The sequence below is a fragment of the Flagellimonas okinawensis genome (assembly GCF_029194005.1).
Taxonomy (GTDB): domain Bacteria; phylum Bacteroidota; class Bacteroidia; order Flavobacteriales; family Flavobacteriaceae; genus Flagellimonas; species Flagellimonas okinawensis.
This window is the reverse complement of the sequence record NZ_JARFVA010000002.1, coordinates 24946-45281: the sequence shown is the minus strand read 5'-3', so window position 1 is coordinate 45281 and position 20336 is coordinate 24946. Positions and strand designations below refer to the sequence as shown.

At 42.4% G+C, this 20336-nt stretch carries 17 protein-coding genes; 7 read left to right on the top strand and 10 right to left on the bottom strand.

Going from position 1 to position 20336, the window contains the following annotated elements; translation table 11 throughout:
- Positions 1–171: 171 nt before the first annotated feature.
- Complete coding sequence (locus tag PY091_RS06020) at positions 172–1050, top strand: helix-turn-helix domain-containing protein (RefSeq protein ID WP_275648809.1); 879 nt, start codon at positions 172–174, stop codon at positions 1048–1050.
- 10 nt (positions 1051–1060) lie between these two features.
- The gene (locus PY091_RS06015) at positions 1061–1819 is read left to right on the top strand and encodes a ThuA domain-containing protein (protein WP_275648808.1); all 759 of its coding nucleotides are present in this window, start codon (positions 1061–1063) and stop codon (positions 1817–1819) included.
- Here PY091_RS06015 and PY091_RS06010 read toward each other — a convergent pair.
- The 3 genes from PY091_RS06010 to PY091_RS06000 all read right to left on the bottom strand — a co-directional run bounded on the left by PY091_RS06010 (position 1805) and on the right by PY091_RS06000 (position 5160).
- Positions 1805–2545 carry an N-acetylmuramoyl-L-alanine amidase-like domain-containing protein gene (locus PY091_RS06010; protein WP_275648807.1) on the bottom strand — a complete coding sequence of 247 codons (741 nt, stop codon included), beginning with the start codon at positions 2543–2545 and terminating at the stop codon, positions 1805–1807. The two genes, PY091_RS06015 and PY091_RS06010, sit on opposite strands and share 15 nt — an antisense overlap.
- A gap of 115 nt (positions 2546–2660) precedes the next feature.
- Positions 2661–4001 (bottom strand): hypothetical protein, encoded by a 1341-nt coding sequence (locus tag PY091_RS06005; protein ID WP_275648806.1) that lies wholly within the window; start codon positions 3999–4001, stop codon positions 2661–2663.
- 85 nt (positions 4002–4086) lie between these two features.
- Positions 4087–5160 carry a mechanosensitive ion channel family protein gene (locus PY091_RS06000; RefSeq protein ID WP_275648805.1) on the bottom strand — a complete coding sequence of 358 codons (1074 nt, stop codon included), beginning with the start codon at positions 5158–5160 and terminating at the stop codon, positions 4087–4089.
- A gap of 147 nt (positions 5161–5307) precedes the next feature.
- On the opposite strand from PY091_RS06000, the gene hemH reads away from it, so the two are divergent.
- From hemH to PY091_RS05980, 4 genes are read left to right on the top strand one after another with little or no spacing between them, the layout of a single operon-like run.
- Positions 5308–6354, top strand: a complete 1047-nt coding sequence (gene hemH, locus PY091_RS05995) for a ferrochelatase (RefSeq protein ID WP_275648804.1) — start codon at positions 5308–5310, stop codon at positions 6352–6354.
- A 31-nt stretch (positions 6355–6385) separates the two neighbouring features.
- Positions 6386–7177: a DUF3050 domain-containing protein gene (locus PY091_RS05990; protein ID WP_275648803.1), complete on the top strand. Its 792-nt coding sequence runs from the start codon at positions 6386–6388 to the stop codon at positions 7175–7177.
- 55 nt (positions 7178–7232) lie between these two features.
- Positions 7233–8609 carry an MATE family efflux transporter gene (locus PY091_RS05985; RefSeq protein WP_275648802.1) on the top strand — a complete coding sequence of 459 codons (1377 nt, stop codon included), beginning with the start codon at positions 7233–7235 and terminating at the stop codon, positions 8607–8609.
- 53 nt (positions 8610–8662) lie between these two features.
- A complete protein-coding gene (locus PY091_RS05980) occupies positions 8663–9763 on the top strand; it encodes a lactonase family protein (RefSeq protein ID WP_275648801.1) in 1101 nt (366 codons plus the stop codon).
- A 4-nt stretch (positions 9764–9767) separates the two neighbouring features.
- On the opposite strand, the gene PY091_RS05975 is transcribed toward PY091_RS05980, so the two are convergent.
- The 7 genes from PY091_RS05975 to PY091_RS05945 form a co-directional block, all read right to left on the bottom strand.
- On the bottom strand, positions 9768–10862 hold the full coding sequence (locus PY091_RS05975; RefSeq protein WP_275649432.1) for a TFIIB-type zinc ribbon-containing protein: 1095 nt from the start codon (positions 10860–10862) through the stop codon (positions 9768–9770).
- Positions 10863–11026: 164 nt separating this feature from the next.
- A complete protein-coding gene (locus tag PY091_RS05970) occupies positions 11027–12166 on the bottom strand; it encodes an SPFH domain-containing protein (RefSeq protein WP_275648800.1) in 1140 nt (379 codons plus the stop codon).
- 104 nt (positions 12167–12270) lie between these two features.
- Positions 12271–13107, bottom strand: coding sequence for a DUF4328 domain-containing protein (locus PY091_RS05965; protein ID WP_275648799.1), 837 nt, complete (start codon positions 13105–13107; stop codon positions 12271–12273).
- Positions 13108–13168: 61 nt separating this feature from the next.
- On the bottom strand, positions 13169–14299 hold the full coding sequence (locus tag PY091_RS05960; protein ID WP_275648798.1) for a DmpA family aminopeptidase: 1131 nt from the start codon (positions 14297–14299) through the stop codon (positions 13169–13171).
- 5 nt (positions 14300–14304) lie between these two features.
- A complete protein-coding gene (locus PY091_RS05955) occupies positions 14305–14811 on the bottom strand; it encodes a DinB family protein (protein ID WP_275648797.1) in 507 nt (168 codons plus the stop codon).
- A gap of 12 nt (positions 14812–14823) precedes the next feature.
- The gene (locus PY091_RS05950) at positions 14824–16245 is read right to left on the bottom strand and encodes a Gfo/Idh/MocA family protein (protein ID WP_275648796.1); all 1422 of its coding nucleotides are present in this window, start codon (positions 16243–16245) and stop codon (positions 14824–14826) included.
- A gap of 10 nt (positions 16246–16255) precedes the next feature.
- Positions 16256–17044 (bottom strand): 3-keto-disaccharide hydrolase, encoded by a 789-nt coding sequence (locus PY091_RS05945; protein WP_275648795.1) that lies wholly within the window; start codon positions 17042–17044, stop codon positions 16256–16258.
- Between the two features lie 107 nt (positions 17045–17151).
- On the opposite strand from PY091_RS05945, the gene PY091_RS05940 reads away from it, so the two are divergent.
- Complete coding sequence (locus tag PY091_RS05940; RefSeq protein ID WP_275648794.1) at positions 17152–20286, top strand: VPS10 domain-containing protein; 3135 nt, start codon at positions 17152–17154, stop codon at positions 20284–20286.
- Positions 20287–20336 lie beyond the last annotated feature (50 nt).

The window sequence follows — 20336 nt, the reverse complement described above, 5'->3', positions numbered from 1 at the left end:
TTTCAAAAAATAACGCTAGCGGAACTATAAATAACCACAGATGTTATTTTATGGTTTATTTTTGATAAAAATGACGGAAAGCATTGGTATTATTGATAAATTTGATATTACACAATGCAATTTAGAGCGATTCTAAATTAATTTAAAAGCAAAATCAGGTTGAAAATCAATATGAAAAATATCGCTAGAGGTTCTTATGACGAAATTTTGGTCGAAGACGGGATTTATATCCTTAAAATACAAAACGACACCAAAGAACCAACGCTTATCGAAAGGGATATCGACAGTTCCTATATCCAGTTTCATTTCTGTTTAAAGGGCAAGTCAAAGTTCAATTTTAATGAGGGAAACTACTATTTGGAGGTAAATGAGGAAAATTCCCTGTTGCTTTATAACACCCAAAAGGATTTACCGCTCGATTTGGTAGTTTCACCAGGGTCATGGTTGCTTTCGGTGGTGATGACCATCAGGAAGTTCCATTCGCTGTTTTCGGATGAAGCAGACTATATTCCATTCTTAAGTGAAGAGAACAAGGAGAAGAAATACTATTCCCAGGAAATGGTTTCGCCGGCAACCGCTGTTGTTTTGAGTCAGTTGATGAACTACAACTTGCATCCATCCATCAAAAAACTATATCTAAAAGGGAAGGTCTATGAACTGATTTCCCTTTATTTCAATAAAACGGAAGATGCCGACCTGGAACAATGCCCTTATTTGGCCGATGAGGACAATGTACGTCGGATTCGTATGGCTAAAGAAATAATGATATCCCGGATGGCCGAGCCACCTACTTTGGCAGAGCTATCCCAGGAAGTTGGATTAAGCCTTAAAAAACTGAAGGAAGGATTTAAACAGATCTATGGGGATTCCGTATTCGGATTTTTGTTCGATTACAAAATGGAATATGCCCGCAAAATGTTGGAAACCGGAAAGCACAATGTCAATGAGGTCGGGTTAAAGGTTGGTTACAGTACCGCCAGTCATTTTATAGCTTCGTTTAAAAAGAAATTCGGTACCACCCCTAAAAAATATTTAACTTCAAACGTCTAAAACCATGACTATGAAATCTTTTGTACTATCCCTAATTGCACTCTGTTTTGTCATTCAAATTTCGGCACAGGATGAGCCTACAACAGAGACAGAAGCACAAAAAATGCCGGAATTGGTTCTGGTATTCACCAAAACCAAGGGCTGGAGGCATAAATCCATAGAAAAGGGAGTGCAAACTTTAAGGGAATTGGGTAGGCAAACTGGTTTTATTGCATTGCAAACGGAATCGGGGGAGGACTTTACCCCACAGAATCTGAACAACTACAAATTGGTTGTGTTTTTGAATACGACTTTGGATGTGTTGGACAATGCACAACAAAAAGCTTTTGAAGGATACATTAAGAAAGGAGGAAGTTTTTTGGGAATCCACTCTGCATGTGATACAGAATATGATTGGCCTTGGTATGGGGAATTGGTAGGAGGTTATTTTGACTCCCATCCAAACGACCCTAACGTGCGTGAAGCAACCATCGCTGTAATAGACAAATCGCATCCGTCCACGGAACACCTGAACGACTCTTGGGTAAGATCAGATGAATGGTACAACTATAAGAACTTAAATCGCGAAGTAACCGTTCTGTTGAATTTGGATGAGAGCAGCTATGAAGGAGGAACCAACGGGTCCAATCACCCCATAGCCTGGTATCATGAGTATGATGGCGGAAGAGCCTTTTATACTGGTGGTGGGCACACCAAGGAAGCATACGATGAACCTATGTTCCGGCAACATCTTTTAGGTGCTGTTGAGTGGTGTTTAAAGCGAAAGTAGGGTTGGTCTAGCGACAATAATCCCAATATTGCTTTTGATGTTTTTAAGGTAATCCGCCAAGGGCAATTCCGATATTTCCACCTCACCATTTTTACTGGAGGCATGTAACAAATGTAACCTGCCATCAGGTTGATGAATGGCAATGCCCGTATGGGTGACATCCAAGCCTTTTATGGAAGTGGCCAAAGCAAGAACATCACCGGATTTAATCAGGTGCTCCTTACTTTCAATTTGATCTTTAGGTAGATAGCATAATTTTTCTTTCGCAATTTGTTTTTCCACGGTCAACATGGCCTCAAAGTTTTCATCGCTGGCCAAAAAAGGATAAAGGTTGCGGTGCGTGCCCATAAAATTGATGGGTTTTTCCAATTCCACCCCGCCAAGTTCGGCAGTGATGTCTTTTACCAATCCCTTTTTTTCGTTGTTTCTAATCCATTCCGTGAAGTAATGTAAGCGGGATGGATAACCGTCTAAATCACCATTTCTGTACCGAACGGTCTCAAGATTCTCGGTGAATTCTTCAAAGTCTTTTTGCTGGTTTTGCAGCATCAGGCTAAAAGCCATTACGTTTTCCACAAAAGTGGTACAATCCAATCCGCCGAAATTAACCACTAAGGTTTCTGTATCACCTACTTCTAGGGTTTTTTCCACATATGGAGTCCCAAGGAAGGATTGCCCTACCAAGGCGATTGTATCGCCCAAGCTGGTACCTTTAGTATGTTCCAAATCGGCTATTTTAACCTCAAAAAGTGTTTTGTCTTCTGGAGAACACGTGATTTGTTGGGCATAAATGTTTGTTGGAATACTTAGCACCAATAGCAAACAATATGTTATTATATATTTAGTGTTTAAACTGTAATGTTTCACGAGATCTGTAATAAGTTTTTAAATCTGGATTGACAAACTCTTCTTGAATCAGCTCCGGATATGAAATAAAATCCAAATGTAACATTGTAGATTTAAGCATCAAATCATTAATTCTTAAATCAGGATAAGTTTCTTGGATTTCATCGGGTATTTCACCAATGGGTCCAACAAATTCTGGCGAGGAATAAACATTCCAGGTTGTTTTTATTAAATCAACAAAATTTTCACCTTCAGAAACTTCCCAAAAGACATCTTTCATCCGATAATCCAAATTGGTCTCAAATCGATAATTGGAAATAGATGAATCTTCAACGGTGATGGTCGGGGTGTCGGGAATGGTAATGGCATTGGGTTTATCACCATATTTTATATAGTTGTAAGCGTATTCCTCGTTATTGAAGTTGAATATACAATGATATTTATTGTATGTATCAAGAAATCCTATTTTAAGTGGGTTGGGGGCGGCAATTTCTGAAATGATAAAGGAAAGAGATTTGCCGCCAGTAAAATTTATAGGCTGATCACTCTCGAATGCGCTAATTATGCATAAAACAAAATAAGAAGGGTGATCTGGAATTTCCACTTCCAAAATACTATCATAGGGTTTAAATTCTGAGTAATCAACTACAATGTCATCACCATCATAAGCCTCTTCAATTACATGATATTTTAATTCGTCTTCGGAGTCATAAATGGAATAGAAAAATTCGTTTTCAGTATAGATGGGAACGTTGTTAAAAGTTTCATCCGTAATATAACCTTCCATATCTGGACCTGAGCGTGTCATAATCGGTCCATTTTTATCCGAAATAGTCTGATATTTTGGAGAGACCAAATTAGTGGTCGTAATGTTGAAACTACCTGTGGCATCTGCTCTGGTATGGCCATTTATATTCTGTGGGTCGGATGTTTGTTTCCAAATTGATCCGGCTGGGATTTCGGGATATGATTTGATGAAATGTTGAATATGACCTTCAAGAATACCCTCATATCTAAATAGGGTAATGGTCAAATCATTGGGCATGTCATTTCCTTCAAGTATTTGAAACTCCAATACGTCATCGTACTCATATGGCATGTAATCCAACAAATTTCCATCACTATCATGGATAATAATCCAATCATCTGTTTCAGATGTGGGCAGAAAAGGTTCAAAGGTAAAATAGGTGACCATTTCTGGCTCTTGTTCCTGTGGGTTTTCATTTGTAGGTTCTTCTTCCCCGGAAGGATTAGGGTCGGGTTGTTGGGGCTCTTCAGAGGAGCATCCAAAACCAAACAAAAGGATACCCAACAAGATTGGGAAAAGGTTTTTCATGTGCATCGTTTAGTTGTACTAAAGATATGCATCAAATTAAAAGAGCAGGGAATAATCTGTCAAATTGCAAAAATCAATGTTGAATTTAAGCGTTGTTTTGTTGGTTGTCTTTGTGTTCAACCGTCAATCTTGTAGTTCTTGCGATACTTTCGGGATAATTTTGTTGTAAAAATACAATCAGTTTTTCGCGTACAAGCACTCTTAGGTCCCAAGCGGTAGGGGAATCTTTGGCGCTGACCAAGCTTCTTATTTCTACATAATTGGGTTTTGTGTCCGTTACTTGAACCACATCAACCTTGCCGTCCCAGAGATCGGTGTCGTTCAATATACGTGTTTGTTCTTCCCGAATCTTATCAAAAGGCACATTGTAATCTACATACAAAAATATGGTGCCCATCAAGTCCGATGAGGTCTTGGTCCAATTCTGAAAAGGTTGGTTGATGAAATAGGGAGTGGGAACAATCAAGCGTCTTTTGTCCCAGATACTTACCACAACGTAGGTCAGGGTAATCTCCTCGATGCGGCCCCATTCACCTTCAACGATTACCACATCATCCAGTTTGATCGGCTGGGCAATGGCAATTTGAATGCCCGCTAAAATAGTTCCAATAAATTGTTGGGCAGAAAACCCTATGATTATTCCCGCAACACCTGCCGAGGCAAATATACTGATGCCCACTTCCCGGATTTCCTCAAAGCTCATCAGCGTGAAACCTACTCCGAGCAAAATGATGATAAAGATAAAGATACGTTCCAGTATGGTGAATTGGGTATAGACCTTTCTCGCTTTAAGATTATCCTCTACACCGATGTCATAATTTTTTATGACGACCTTCTTCACAATTTTGATCAGGGCAATCATTACCCAGGCCATAGCAAAGATAAAAAGGATGGTACTTGCCTTTTTAAACCAGTATCCGGCTTCTTCAAGATTTAAGAGGTCCCGTAGGGCGTTCATTCGCAAAAGCACTGATACAAAGATCAAGACCAATGGAAATGCCAATTTTTTGAACGCACTTTTCGGTAGCAGGTATTTTGGGTTTTTTCCCAATCGCTTTAAAATAAGGGAAGTTCCCCAATAAAGGATGATCAGAACAAGAAGGGCGATACCCAAATAAATCAAGGATTCTTTGGAAACATTGTCGTAAAAGGACTCCATATCAACAAAAATAAGATAGAAAACCCCAAAGAGCACAGAATGGTTGAACAAAATCGAGAAAGATTATTTCATCATAAGAAAGTATTTTAATGAGGAAAAGGCGAAGTCCACTTCGTGTTGTATTTTAGCGGCCTAAACTGAAAAACCGTGAAAAAAGGAGTTTTATTGGTCAATTTGGGCTCACCGGACAGCCCTACAGCAAAGGATGTCAAGCCTTATTTGGACGAATTTTTGATGGATGAACGAGTTATCGATGTAAACCCTGTTTTAAGGAACATCATTGTACGTGGCATCATTTTAAATACACGTCCCAAGAAATCGGCCGAGGCGTATTCTAAAATTTGGTGGGAGGAAGGCTCACCATTGATCGTGTTATCCGAACGTTTTACGGAAAAAGTGCAAAAACACACGGACCTGCCCGTAGCTCTAGGTATGAGATATGGTTCCATGTCCATAAAGGAAGGTTTTCAAGAACTGAAGCATAAAGGAGTTGATGAGGTGTTCTTGGTCCCCTTATATCCGCATTATGCCATGTCTTCCTATGAGACCGTAGTGGTCAAGGCGTTGAAGGTGCAGCAGCAAGATTTTCCAGAAATGCATGTGACAACATTGCCTGCGTTTTACAGTAATCCGGATTACATCAAAATATTATCAAAAAGTATTGCCGAAGGCCTAAAGGGCTTTGACTACGACCATATCCTATTTTCCTATCACGGAATACCGGAAAGGCATATCAGAAAATCGGACCCGACCAAGTTCCATTGTCAATTGAACGGGGAATGTTGCAAGACCAATTCCGTTGCGCACCAAACATGTTATCGTCACCAATGTTATGATACTACCGAATTGGTGAAAAAGGAGCTTGGGTTGCCAGAAGACAAGGTAAGTACCTCTTTTCAATCCAGATTGGGCAGCGACCCATGGCTACAACCATTCACCGACAAGGAGTTTGAACGAATGGGAAAGGAAGGCATCAAAAAATTGGCCGTGATTACCCCAGCATTTGTGAGTGATTGTTTGGAGACCCTGGAAGAGATTGCCATGGAAGGCAAGGAGCAATTCCAAGAAGCCGGAGGAGGGGATTACATCCATATCCCTTGTTTGAACGATCGGGACGATTGGGCCGAACTTATGGCCAAGTGGATCAAGGAATGGGAAGAAAAAGACGCTTTGCCTGAAACCAACATCCGATAAATTCCGTAAAAAGAAGAGAATAAAAATTGCTATGAAAATTGAAAACTTGGAGCAAGAGCTTCAACCCATGCGCGAACAACTCAAGAACCATCCGATGTATGCCCAATTGGAGTCGGTTGATGACATTAAAACCTTTATGGAGAGCCATGTGTATGCCGTTTGGGATTTTATGTCGCTTTTGAAGGCCCTACAGCAACATTTAACCTGTGTTGGGCTACCTTGGCATCCTGCAGCAGACACGTCGGTGGCGCGTTTTATCAACGAGATCGTGTTGGAAGAAGAGAGCGATTTCAATGAAAATGGAGAGGCAAAAAGCCATTTTGAAATGTATTTGGATGCGATGGGAGAAGTAAGAGCAGATTCCCAAAAAGTACAAGCTACTATCACATCTTTTACCGATCTAGAATCCATTTCAAGTCAAATTGAGGTGGCTGAACTCGATCAAGCTGAAAAGAACTTCCTCCAATTTACTTTCAAGGTCATCAATAGTCAACAGCCACACATCATTGCTGCGGCATTTACCTTTGGCCGCGAAGATTTGATTCCGGATATGTTCTTGGGAATTATAGAACAATCAGGAAAAGAAGGACCGGGCAAATACAAAAAACTGGAATACTACCTAAGAAGGCACATTGAATTGGACGGTGACGAACACGGACCATTGGCCTTGCGCATGATCAAGGCACTTTGCGGTGCTGATGAGCAAAAGTGGAACGATGTTTTGGAGTACAGCAAACAGGCACTGCAATATCGAATCGAGCTATGGGACAATATCGCCGAAAAACTAAAAGAGAACAAAGGTAATTTGGTGAATGCGTCGTAGCTTTGAGTCAGAATTACCGTTCACTTTAATTTAAATCCAAAGAATACCCGCTGGCATGGCCAAAATCACCTCTGATGAACTTGGGCAGGAACCCATTGGAAAATTGCTGATCAAACAGGCCGTACCCGCATCCATCGGTATTTTGGTGATGTCCTTGAACGTTCTGGTGGATTCCATCTTTGTGGGTAACTGGATCGGTTCCATCGCAATAGCCGCCATTAATGTGGTATTGCCGGTTTCTTTCTTCATTGCAGCCTTGGGAATGGCCATTGGTATTGGTGGTTCCAGTATTATTTCACGTGCCCTTGGTGCCAATAATCGCGAAAAGGCCCGTAAGACCTTTGGTAACCAAATCACTCTTACCCTATTAGTCACCGTAACCATGGTTGCCCTGGGCCTATATTATGTGGATACACTTATTCCGGCATTTGGGGGAAAAGGAACCATTTTTGATCCGGCCAAAATTTATTATACCATCATTTTGTACGGGGTTCCCTTCTTGGCGCTCTGTATGATGGGTAACACGGTAATTCGTGCTGAAGGGAAACCCCGCTTTGCCATGATAGCCATGATCATTCCATCGATTGGAAACCTGCTCATGGATTATATTTTCATTTATGTGTTCGATTGGGGTATGCATGGGGCGGCATGGGCCACCACGGTAGGATATTTGTTGTGCTTCTTTTATGTATTGTATTTCTTCCTGTCGAAAAACTCTGAATTAAAGATTGATGTTTCCCACTTCGGATTGGACCGTACCATACTTCGTGAAATCGGTTCATTGGGGTTTGTGACCTTGGCGCGTCAGGCGGTAACAAGCATCACGTATTTATTGATGAACAATATATTGTTCAATTTGGGAGGTGAGGCCATGGTAGCGGTGTATGCCATTATTGGGAGAATGTTGATGTTCGCCCTATTCCCTGTGTTCGGGGTTACGCAAGGATTTTTACCGATAGCAGGATACAATTATGGGGCTATAAAGTTCGATAGGGTAAAGCAATCCATCTACACGGCCATTAAATATGCATCCTTAGTTGCGACGCTCGTTTTTGTGGTGCTCATGGTTTTTCCATCAGAAATCGCGTCTTTGTTCTTGAGCAATCGTCCAGGTCTCTCCCCAGAGGAGTTGGAGACCAACAACTTTGTCCTGCAACATACCCCAATGGCCATGCGATTGGTGTTTGCAGCAACTCCGATAATTGCCATACAGTTGATAGGTGCAGCCTATTTTCAGGCCATCGGAAAGGCAATTCCTGCTTTATTGCTGACATTGACCCGGCAAGGATTCTTTTTTATCCCTTTGATTTTAATACTTCCCCATTTTATGGGGGAAATGGGGGTCTGGCTCTCCTTTTGTATTGCTGATGTACTTTCGACCATTGTTACCGGAATTTTTCTTCAACGAGAAATCAAGGCTGAACTGTCCTAAATACTGCTTCTTTGATTTAGAATGTTTAATTTGGGTGGTTTAACTAAACATCCATGAAAAAATTTGTTTTAGCGGGCATTACAGCTGTTTTGGTGTTTTCCTGTTCTGAAAAACCTGAAGAAAAGCCTATGTACAACCTGTTTGTTGGAACCTATACCGATGGTGAAAGTGAAGGTATCTATACCTACACTTTTGATACGAATACCGGTACCCTCTCTAATCAAAAATTGGCGGCAAAGTTGGCCAATCCATCTTATTTGGCCATTTCGGAGGATAAAAAAAACCTTTATGCCGTTCAGGAAACAGATGATTTTGATAGTTTGGGAGGAGGAGTCACCGCCTTTAAATTGAAAGAAGGGGTTTTGGAGCTACAGAACAGTATGGGAACCCAAGGAGCGCACCCGTGTCACGTTTCCCTTTCAGGAGAAGGGCATTTGGCCGTTGCCAACTACACCGGAGGTAATGTTTCTATATTTTCCTTGAAAGATGATGGTTCTCTTGCTGAAAACCCACAAATCATCGATCATAAACCCTTGGACTCCGTGAAAACATCGCATGCCCATATGGCCCAGTTCAATACGGATGGATTAATGGTAACCGATTTGGGATTGGATGCAGTAAAAAGATACGATCAAAAGGATGGAGCGTTCGTCCCTGCAGGACAATATTCCTTGCCGTTCGAAGATGGTGCCGGTCCTCGTCACTTTGCCTTTGGTAAGAACGGTCAATTGCTCTACGTCATCAATGAATTGAACAGCACCATTTCGGTCTTTGAAAAAGATGCTGATGGAAACTATCAAGAAGTTCAGGTGGTTCCGACCTTGGCTGCTGATTTTGAAGGGGAAAGCTTTTGCGCCGACCTTCATCTATCCCCAGACAGCAAATTTTTGTACGGTTCCAATCGAGGTGAAAATACCATAGTGATTTTTGCTGTGGATGCCACTTCAGGTCAATTGAAATTGGTGGGCAGGGAATCGGTTCACGGGGATTGGCCCAGAAACTTTTCCATGGACCCATCAGGCGAATTTTTGTTGGTCGCGAATAAGAAAACAAGCAATATTGCTGTTTTTAAAAGGGATATGGAAAATGGAACTTTGACATTCTTGAACGAGACCAAGCATCCAAATCCTGTTTGTTTGGTGTTTTTGGATTAAGGCATCATTTATTGGCAAAGAGTACAATGATACCAATAACCACAAGTACAGCTAGTACGGTAAAGAAGATTTTCCAAAAACTATATGGGCGACTTCCGGAGATGCGGCCATTGTCCCCATTAATGAAAAAGTTGTATTCCTTTCCGTTATAACGGTATGCACTCACATACACGGGCAATAGGATATGCTTGAAGGTCTCCTCGGTCAATTTCATGTCCATGCTGGTTACACGTTGGGTATCCCCACCAATATCGCGTCGGCACCAAGTATCAGCTATTTCACGGGCCACTTCCTTGGAATGCAGGTGTCCATCTTGTAATGGGATGGTATATTTTTCCGTAACAAAACCCGATAGGAATCCACTGTTGAAAGGTTGGAGTTTTTTTAAGTCCCAGGAGGCAATTTTACCTGGAATCCGGCCTTTTTTTTGGTGTGAAGCTTTAATCAATGTATCGTCCACAAATCCTGAAACCTGTCCAGCTGCTGGATACCATCTCGTCTTCCTGACCCTTTGGGTCACCATTTTACCATTGGAATCCCTGACCCTTTTGGTCTCGTAATAATATTCACCCCGTTGACCAATGTAGGAGGCGTATAGTTGTGCATCAAATGTCCAATAGGGCAGATAAAGTCCTTTGGTAAATTGAGGGTCCAAAGCTGCCTTTTTTAAGTTGTTCGGAGCAAACCACAACCGTTTCACCCAATTTTTAAATATGAGAAAGGATTTTTTTTGATCGATCTGAAACGGTAAGACCGCTCCGGGCAAGATCCAATTTTCTTTGTAGGCATCCTCGATAACCAAAGGTTGACCACAATACACGCAATGAAGGGATTTATAGTTTTCCTCCACATGTTGGTCCGCGCCACAATTTTTACAGTTGAGCATGGAAATTTCTTCACTGTGCTTTTGGGCGCCCATTTCTTTGAGGTATGGATAAAGCTCTAGTTCCTGAAATCCATTCTCATCTATTGAAATAGCCTCTTCATGACCACAATATTCACATGTGATGTTCGTGGTGCCAGGTTTATATTTTAATTCGGCCCCACAATTGGTGCAGGCTTTTTTGAGTTCGGTTTTTTGGATTTTTTGATCTTCCATGCGTTCATTTCCGTGAGGATGGAAATCCATGCTGGTTTAGGATTCCCGTAAAATGGGATTGACTGATATTGGACTACAAATATGTCATACTGAACGAAGTGAAGTATCTCACAATCATGAAAAGAATAGATGCTTCACTACGTTCAGATTGACATTGGATATTTTTATTCCGTTGGTAAGGGTGGGGGTGTATTGCCACCTAAAAAGGATTTCAATTCCTCTACTTCTTTCAATGCGGTCCATGCGGACATACCTTGTTTCCACACCAAACTATCACGATTGATAGCTCTGGACGCAAATAGCGATTGCATTTGCTCAAAGTTCACAGGTCCATGCTGTACCCCGTTGGAAGCATAGTAATACATGGTCTGGGCAGGCATTGGGGGAGGTACCGCACCGCCAACAGGTTGAGCTGCTTGTTGTGGGGCAGCTTGAGCGGTTCCGCCCATCATTCCTCCCATTTGTTGGGCCAGTACAAATCCCATTCCCATTCCCATTCCGGCCCCAGCAGTACCACCCTCGTTCTGGGCAGCAGCTTCGATGGCTTTCGCCGTTTTGAACTTGGTCAATTTATCCAGGTCAAGTTTGTCGATACGGCTGTACTCGAAGATTTCTTTCTTAAGATCCTCGGGCATTGAAACGTTCTCGATATAGAATTTCTCCAAGGATATCCCAACACTTTCAAATTCCGGTGACATGACTTCACGGCAAGTGTCCGATAGCTCGGTGGTATTGGCTGCATAGAGTTCAATGGGCAGATTTGCTTGGCCCACGGTGTTGGTAAATCGAGTGGCGATCAAACTTTTTAAGTGCTCGTTGATCTCAAAATTGGTGAAGTTGCTATCCGTGCCAACGATATCCTTTATGAACATGCCCGCATCTGAAATCTTGAAGGCATAGGTTCCAAAAGCACGTATTTCCACAAGTCCAAATCGGTCATCACTTAAAGTGATGGGGCTTTTGGTTCCCCATTTCTCATCGGTAAAAAGGTGGGTGTTTACAAAATACACCTCGGCCTTGAATGGAGAGTTAAAACCGTATTTCCAACCTTTTAAGGTCGCCAAAATCGGTAGGTTTTGTGTGGTAAGGTCATAGGTGCCGGGCTCGAATACATCGGCCAATTGACCTTCGTTGATGAAAACAGCGGTTTGCCCCTCGCGCACGATAAGTTTTGCACCGTTTTTTATTTCATTTTGATACCGTTCGAACCGATAGGCAATGGTGTCATCGGTATAGTCTAGCCATTCAATGATGTCGATGAACTCATTGCTCAGTTTTTCTTTGATTTTTCCAAAAATATCCATGGTAGTGTTTTTTGTTTATTTGAAGTTCAAATTATAAAAAAAGAAGCTTGCTTCCGATAGATTAGTGTGAAATCGAGCAGAAATGTTACGGATTTTCTCAAAAACTAGTTTAGATCTTCTTCCTTTGATTTTGATTCCAGTTTAAGCAAGAGCTCTTCTTTTTTGGAAATGGCCCTGATCATAAATACCGTTATCAATGACAAAGGCACATCGAAAGCAACACCGAGCATGTCCACCTGTGTACTTGTCATCAGTTCTTCCAAACTTTCTGCATTAAGACTTGTCCTAAAAACATAACGCCCCACAACCCCGGAGATAATCCAAAGGGCCCACCAAAATCCTATCAGAGCGGTACTATCGGAAATGGGTTCTTGAGAATGCTTTTCAATAAGATTGGAACTCTCGTCATCAATTTCTTTCATGATTTGATATGGCCGGAACAAATTCAGAATGGGAACAAACCAACTTCCTGCGGCCCAACCCTCATCATATCTTATATCGGTTCTGCTGCTCAGATTGTAATAGGCCCTTCTGAACCATCTAATAAAAGTAATGACCGATACCACATATAAAATTGTTATCACGACACCTATGATGCCTTCCCTTAGATCGTTACTGGTTATTTCATGGTCGGAAACATAAAATCCCTCTTGTATTTTTAACAATAGATCATATTGCAAATAGGAGGAGTACAAGGAGATGAGACCTAAACCTAAAAGTATCCAGATGAGATACTCTGCCCATTGTGCCCTTTTTTTATTGGGTCGGATGGTTTCTTTGACCTTCCTTATATACGTATTGTAAGCATCGTGTTCAAAATCAGGGCATTCCCCTTCAAAATCTGCTTCTTTTCCTGTAAGCTTACATAGGAGTCCTTTGTTAAAATCCAGCTGGCGGTTGTTGCATTGTTTGCAAGAAACCAGTCTTTCTTCTCGTGTCATTAATAATGGTTAGTGTTTATATAAACGAGGTTGGTTTTTTGATATTGTTATTTGCTATTCCTTACTGCTTGATGGCTCCGCTAGATCTTAACATATCCAACACTCTTGTTTTTGGAAGCGCTTCGATCTTGTGACCATCCCTCCCGATCATGGTCTCACCTGCAAATAGGGAGTTAAGAATTGCTTCCTCAGTGGCTTCAATAGTAGCCAAAAAGAGTGGGGTCATTGCTTCATTCCGTAAACTAGGTACATTTTGAATGGTTTTCTCACTTTCATACGGAATTCTACATTCCTCAGCTGTGGAAACCGCAATTACATAATCACCACTACCGTTACTGGCAATTCCGCCCGTTCTAGAAAGGCCCAACATCGCCCTTTTGGCCAAACGCTCCAAATTTCTGGAGTCCAATGGGGCATTGGTGATCACTACCATCATACAGGAACCATCTGGAGAATATTTAAAACTATCGGAATAATGTCCCAGTTTTTTACCAACCTCTACACCTGCAATTTGCAAAACCCCTCCAAAGTTGGTCTGTACCAAAACCCCAACGGTATAACCTCCAGACTTTTTGGGAAGCACTCTGGAAGAAGTGCCAATACCACCCTTGAATCCAAAGCAAATAGTTCCTGTTCCGGCTCCAACGCTACCTTCCTTTACTGGTCCGGTTTCAGCATTCTTGATTGCTTTAAGCACATCCTCTTCAGTGATATGTCTACCCCGGATATCATTGAGATAACCATCATTGGTTTCGCCGACCACTGCATTTACGGAACGTACATTTTCGTTTTCAGGCTGATTGAGGGTGTAACTGATAAGGGCATTCATTGCTGTTGGGACACTCAAAGTGTTGGTCAGAATAATCGGGGTTTCGAGATTGCCCAACTCCTTTACCTGCGTATATCCTGCAAGCTTTCCAAACCCATTGCCCACATAGATGGCTGCTGGAACCTTATCTTGAAAAAGGTTACCCGAATGTGGTATAATTGCAGTGACCCCGGTACGGATATCTGCTCCTTTGTTCAATGTATAGTGACCGACTTTTACCCCGGGTACGTCTGTGATGGCATTCAAGGTGCCTGGATGTAATACCCCAATTTCAACACCATGGTCCCTAAGTCTATTTTGTGCAAGCATTACCACTGGGAATATGTAAAACAACAAAAAACAACGTTGGATCCGTTTGTCCATTCTTCCTATCGATTTTTTAAAACACTTACTGTTACCAACAATTGCCCAACATGCCTTTGGCTATGCTCTGCAGCATGAAACAGTAATCCTATCACTGTTGATGGAAGTTTTTTACGGCCCACAAAACGTTCTTCGGTTAAAATAGATTCGGGGGTGTTTTTAAAATACTCCAAGGCCTCATTCACTTTTTCTTCAAAATCATGTATCAGTTTTTCAGAAGAGGGTGCGTTCTCACCATTGCCTTCATTCTTCAAAAAATTAAACTGTTCCGCTGTCAATGCCTTCTTTTCGGCATAGCTGAGCATACGGTCCAGAACCCCGGTAATGTGCCTAAGATGGAATCCTGCCGAAGCTCTGCCATATGGTTTCTCCCAGAGTTTGTCTTCTGGAAAGTCGGAAACATATTTTTTGATTTCCCGTACCGACTGTAGCAGCGCATGTGCCGCTGGCTGCAATAATGCAGGTACATCAGGTATGGGGCCGCTCAACCAATATTCTTGTTCAGAAGACATAAAATCTAGGTGCTAAAAATCCCTGTAATTGCCGGACAGGTATTTATTTGCTTTCTCCTCTTGGAACCTTGCCGTTTCTGCATCCCAATGTAATGTTTCGCCCGGGAAACGACCTGCAATGGTGCCCAATAGAATGGTTTCAGTCAATCTGGCCGCATAATCAAATGGAGCGGTAGTGGTATCTTTTCCCAAACAGGCATCCACAAATTGGTGATAGTGCTTAGGTCCTTCCGTTGCGTAATTTCGGATAGGCTCCCCTAGGTTATGCTCTTCGGAAACCTTGGCGATTTCTTTGGAAATATCCACATATTTTCCTCTTCGAATCTTCTTTGGCAATTGCATAAAGTGGGGCAAAAGTAAGCGTCCTTTTTCACCAACGAACATTGCGCCTTGTTCAGGCAATTCGTTTTCAGCCGCTACTCCGGCATCCAAGGAAATACTATTTCCATCATTTTTCTTGTCTGCTTTTTTGGCGTTCATTTCCATGCCCGGCAACAAAAGGTCTTCGTGCATCTCTGGTGCTCCAGGGCCGTCGTACCAAATCCATTTTAGGGATTTTCCTGTGTATTTAGTTCCCGGGAACTCATAGGTAACTGTATTGTTTTCAGGAAAACCGAAACCATTCGATGGTCGGCATTCGGTCATTATGGTTCTGGGTACATCCAATTCCAAGGCATTATAGGGAGTATCGAAAATATGGACTCCCATATCGCCCAAGGTACCACAACCATAATCCATTAACTTTCTCCAATTGCCAGGGTGGTACATGTCTTTTTTAAATGGTCGTTTTTTCGAGGTGCCCAACCAAAGGTTCCAATCCAATTGGTCAGGAACAGGGTCTTCGCCCTCTGGCAGTGGTCCATCATAACCCCAGTTTTTAGGGGACCATGCATGAACGGTATGCACTTTACCAATAATTCCGGATTGTATAAGGAGTGTGGCCAATTTATAATCGTAAAACGAGTGTACCTGAATACCCATTTGGGTAACCAATCCTTTTTCTGCGGCCAGTTTTTTCATCTCCCTGGATTCCGATACATAGTGGGTCAGTGGTTTTTGGCAGTATACCGGCTTATCCATGTGCATGGCCATCAAAGAAGCTGGTGCGTGGGTGTGGTCCGGTGTTGAAACGATCACAGCATCGATTTCATCTCCCATATCCTCCAACATGGCACGGTAATCAAAGAATATCCGCGCTCCGGGATGCATTTTGTGCGCCGCGGAAAGGTTCAGGGCATCTACATCACAGAGAGCCACTACTTCCACCGCTCCGTGTGATGAAACTGCCTTTAAATCCTCCATTCCCATATTACCGACCCCGATATGGGCGGTTCTAAGCTTGTCTTTTGGAAATCCTGCCTTTAAAATCGAAGGAGCGAGCATAATACCGAGTGCCCCAACACTACTTTTCTTGATGAATTCTCTTTTGTTCATGGTCTGGAGGTTATAGTTTTTTAATTTTTATGTTTCTGAACCAAATAGGACTTGCATGATCTTGCAAGGCAATGTAACCTGATTTGTATTTTCCGTAATCGGGAGCATTGTCCCATTTACCCGAGGCTTTTTTTGTATTCCATTCAGTGGACCAAGGCACAAATTCCAACAATTTTTTGCCATTGAGCCAATGCTCTACTTTTTCGGATGTGAAAATAATTTTAGAGGAATTCCATTCGCCAGCAGGGTTCAGTTGTTTTTGTGATTCATCCGCAGTGTGCATGGCGTAATCCGCCCCGGTTTTTTGCCAATCTTGTAGCAGTTCGGGATGTTCGGCCCCGAATTGGGAATTGTAGCCGACCAAATCGTGGATGTTGGCATAGTTTTCATCATCGATGATCTGATATTCCGGAGCTACTTCGGGTGGACCGTCATACCCTTCCTTTACATGGTAAAAAATACCACTATTGGCTCCTTCGGGAATTTTCCATTCCAAATAGAGCTCAAAGTTATCGAACTCTTCGGCCCCATAGATAATGTCCTTTCCTCCACTATAATCCTGTTCAAGACCCAGTTCGGTATCAAAGGTGAGTATACTGTCCTTAATGGTCCATCCTGGTGGGAGGGAATCCATATTGTAACCACGCCACCCCTCAAGACTGGTGCCATCAAAAAGATAGGTCCATTCGGATTGTTTTACTTCGGGCTCGGAAGTTGTTGTTTCTTCTTTTTTGTTTGATTGATCTTTGCAAGCTCCAAGGATGAGAATTAAAATCGCGAGCTTAAGAAATTTGAGCATGGTTTGATTTTTGAGTTTTATATGCTTGGTTAAAGTACAAAATATTGGATAACTTTTTTTGCGCCATTTTCACTACTTTTAAGGCTGACTAACTCAACACTTTAAAAATGAAGACTTGCTTTTTCAAGATGGGTATGCTCTTGCTTACCGCAACATTGTTTATTACCCCCATGCATTCCCAGCGCAGGAATAAAAAACAAAGCGCACCAGAATATCCAGAAGAACTTTATTCCAGTTTGGAGTACCGATTGATTGGTCCTTTCCGAGGAGGTCGCTCCGGCACCGTTGCTGGCGTTCCTGGCGAACCTAATCTTTATTATTTCGGGGCCACGGGAGGTGGTGTTTGGAAAACTATGGATGGTGGCATAACATGGGATAATATTTCCGATGGTTTTTTCGGTGGGAGTATAGGTGCCGTTGAAGTGGCCCAGAGCGATCACAATGTAATATATGTTGGTGGAGGAGAGCAGACCGTTCGAGGTAATGTTTCTTCGGGATACGGTATTTGGAAGACCGAGGATGCAGGTAAAACATGGAAATCGTTGGGCTTGGACAAAAGCCGACATATTTCCCGAATGAGAATTCACCCGAAGGATCATAATATCGTGTATGCTGCAGTAATGGGCAACTTGTACAAACCAACTACCGAAAGAGGAGTTTATAAAAGTACGGATGGAGGAGAGACTTGGAAAAAAGTCCTTTATGCCAATGACATGGCCGGGGCAGTGGATCTTACCTTTGACCCGAACAACCCTAGAATTTTATACGCCTCCACTTGGAGAATTGAGCGTACACCGTATAGTCTTAACAGTGGGGGCGAAGGGTCTGCACTGTGGAAGAGTACCGATAGTGGTGAAACTTGGACGGAAATTTCGAAGAACGATGGTTTTGCAACCGATACCCTAGGTATTATTGGTGTGGCCGTTTCACCCCAGAACAGCAATAGGGTCTGGGCAATGGTGGAGAACAAGGAAAAGGGCGGTCTGTACCGTTCGGAAGATGGCGGGAATACATGGTCCCTGATCAATAGTGATAGAAGTTTAAGGCAGCGTGCTTGGTACTACACAAGGGTATACGCCGATACCAATGATGAAAATGTAGTATATGTTTTAAACGTGCGTTACCACAAGAGTACCGACGGAGGAAAAACTTTTGAATCCAATAACGCCCCTCACGGCGATCATCATGATCTGTGGATAGCTCCAGAAGATTCCAACAGAATGGTCATGGCCGATGATGGTGGAGCACAAGTTAGCTACGATGGTGGAGAAACCTGGAGTACCATGAACAATCAGCCAACCGCACAATTTTATAGAGTCACTACGGACAATGCTTTTCCATATAGAATTTATGTTGCGCAGCAAGACAACTCTACACTAAGGATAAATTACCGAAGTGACGATGGTTCCATAGGTGAGGATGACTGGGAAGAAACAGCGGGTGGTGAATCCGCCCATATTGCCGTTGACCCAAAGAATGATGATATCGTTTATGGCGGTAGCTATGGTGGATTGTTGACCCGCGTGAACCATGCCAGAAATACAGCTAGGGCGGTCAACGTTTGGCCGGATAACCCGATGGGACATGGAGCAGAGGGAATGAAATACCGTTTTCAGTGGAACTTCCCGATTATGTTCAGTAAGCACGATCCCAATAAACTGTACACTTTCTCCAATCATGTTCATATGACCACCAATGAGGGTCAGAGTTGGGAACTGTTGAGCGATGACCTGACCAGGAACGACCCAACAAAATTGGTCTCCAGTGGAGGGCCCATTACACAGGATAACACCAGTGTAGAATATTATTGTACCATTTTTGCCGCAAACGAAAGTCCATTAAAAGAAGGTTTGCTTTGGGTAGGTAGTGATGATGGTTTAATTCACGTAACCAAGGACGGAGGACAGACATGGGAAAATGTAACCCCTCCAAGCATGCCAGAGTGGAACATGATCAATAGTATTGAGCCTTCAGCTTTTGATGAAGGGACATGTTATGTTGCAGCAACACGTTATAAGTTGGGTGATTTTACCCCATATATTTATAAAACCACCGATTACGGGGAATCTTGGTCTTTGATCACCAGTGGAATAGAGGATGAGCATTTTACACGTGTGGTCAGGGAAGATCCGAAAAGAAAAGGACTTTTGTATGCCGGAACCGAAACAGGTATGTACATTTCATTTAATGATGGTGCAAAATGGGAAAAGTTTCAAATGAACCTGCCCATTGTTCCGATCACTGATCTAACCATTAAGGATGATAATTTGATCGTGGCCACACAGGGAAGGAGCTTGTGGGTGATAGATGACCTTACCGTTTTACATCAATTAAATGATGCAAAAAAGTCTGCCGATGCCATCCTGTATAAGCCAAGGGATAGCTACCGAACTAAAGGCAGGGCGGCGAGAAGGCCTTCAAAAACAGAAGGCGAAAACCTGCCCAATGGTGTAATCACTCACTTTTACCTTAAGGATTTCTCGGAAAAGGACAGTATTTCATTGACCTATTCAAAAATGAACGGTGATACTTTGGAAACCTATAGCACCTATTCCAAGGAAAGAGGCAAAAAACTCGAGGCCAAAAAGGGTGGTAACACCTACGTTTGGGATACCCGTGGCAAAGGAGCCGAAAGATTGGAAGGAATGATCTTATGGTGGGCCAATTTGGACGGGCCTAAAGCCGTGCCCGGAACATATAAGGTGACATTGAACGTAAATGGTGAAACACAGACGGAAAACTTTACCATACTTCCCGACCCAAGAGCAGAGGTGACCATCGCTGATATGCAAAAACAGTACGACTTTATCACCGAGGTGAACGAGACGGTGGATAGAGCTCACCAATCCATCAAAAAAATCAGGGCCATTAACGGCAAGTTGGACGAGTTCATTAAAAAGTACAAAGATGAAGATGCAACCAAAGCTTTGGTAGAAAAGGCCAAAAAGATGAAAGAGGAGTTTGGTTCCATTGAAAAGGAATTGTACCAGACACAGAACAGAAGTAATCAAGATCCATTGAACTTCCCCATCAAATTGACCAATAAGTTGGCTCACTTGAACAGTTTGGTATCTATTGATGATTTCCCTCCAACCGATCAGGATATCGCTGTGAAAAACGAGATCGGGGCCCAAATTATAGAGCAATTGGAAGCTTTTGACACCTTGGTGGACAAGGAAATTTCGGACTTTAACCAAGAATTCAATCAACTCAAACTCGATTATTTGAGCATCGAAGAGTAAATTAAAACGCCCTTATGCTTTGCATAGGGGCTTGTTTTTTAGATAATATC

Bases quoted from the DNA above. Each gene is read 5' to 3' on its own strand.
- PY091_RS06005 (WP_275648806.1), bottom strand. From the start codon at position 4,001: ATGAAAAACCTTTTCCCAATCTTGTTGGGTATCCTTTTGTTTGGTTTT.
- PY091_RS05945 (WP_275648795.1), bottom strand. From the start codon at position 17,044: ATGCTCAAATTTCTTAAGCTCGCGATTTTAATTCTCATCCTTGGAGCT.
- PY091_RS05965 (WP_275648799.1), bottom strand. From the start codon at position 13,107: ATGACACGAGAAGAAAGACTGGTTTCTTGCAAACAATGCAACAACCGC.
- PY091_RS06000 (WP_275648805.1), bottom strand. From the start codon at position 5,160: ATGGAGTCCTTTTACGACAATGTTTCCAAAGAATCCTTGATTTATTTG.
- PY091_RS06020 (WP_275648809.1), top strand. From the start codon at position 172: ATGAAAAATATCGCTAGAGGTTCTTATGACGAAATTTTGGTCGAAGAC.
- PY091_RS05960 (WP_275648798.1), bottom strand. From the start codon at position 14,299: ATGGACAAACGGATCCAACGTTGTTTTTTGTTGTTTTACATATTCCCA.
- PY091_RS05980 (WP_275648801.1), top strand. From the start codon at position 8,663: ATGAAAAAATTTGTTTTAGCGGGCATTACAGCTGTTTTGGTGTTTTCC.
- PY091_RS05970 (WP_275648800.1), bottom strand. From the start codon at position 12,166: ATGGATATTTTTGGAAAAATCAAAGAAAAACTGAGCAATGAGTTCATC.
- PY091_RS05955 (WP_275648797.1), bottom strand. From the start codon at position 14,811: ATGTCTTCTGAACAAGAATATTGGTTGAGCGGCCCCATACCTGATGTA.
- PY091_RS05990 (WP_275648803.1), top strand. From the start codon at position 6,386: ATGAAAATTGAAAACTTGGAGCAAGAGCTTCAACCCATGCGCGAACAA.
- PY091_RS06015 (WP_275648808.1), top strand. From the start codon at position 1,061: ATGAAATCTTTTGTACTATCCCTAATTGCACTCTGTTTTGTCATTCAA.
- PY091_RS05950 (WP_275648796.1), bottom strand. From the start codon at position 16,245: ATGAACAAAAGAGAATTCATCAAGAAAAGTAGTGTTGGGGCACTCGGT.
- PY091_RS05940 (WP_275648794.1), top strand. From the start codon at position 17,152: ATGAAGACTTGCTTTTTCAAGATGGGTATGCTCTTGCTTACCGCAACA.
- PY091_RS05985 (WP_275648802.1), top strand. From the start codon at position 7,233: ATGGCCAAAATCACCTCTGATGAACTTGGGCAGGAACCCATTGGAAAA.
- PY091_RS05975 (WP_275649432.1), bottom strand. From the start codon at position 10,862: ATGGAAGATCAAAAAATCCAAAAAACCGAACTCAAAAAAGCCTGCACC.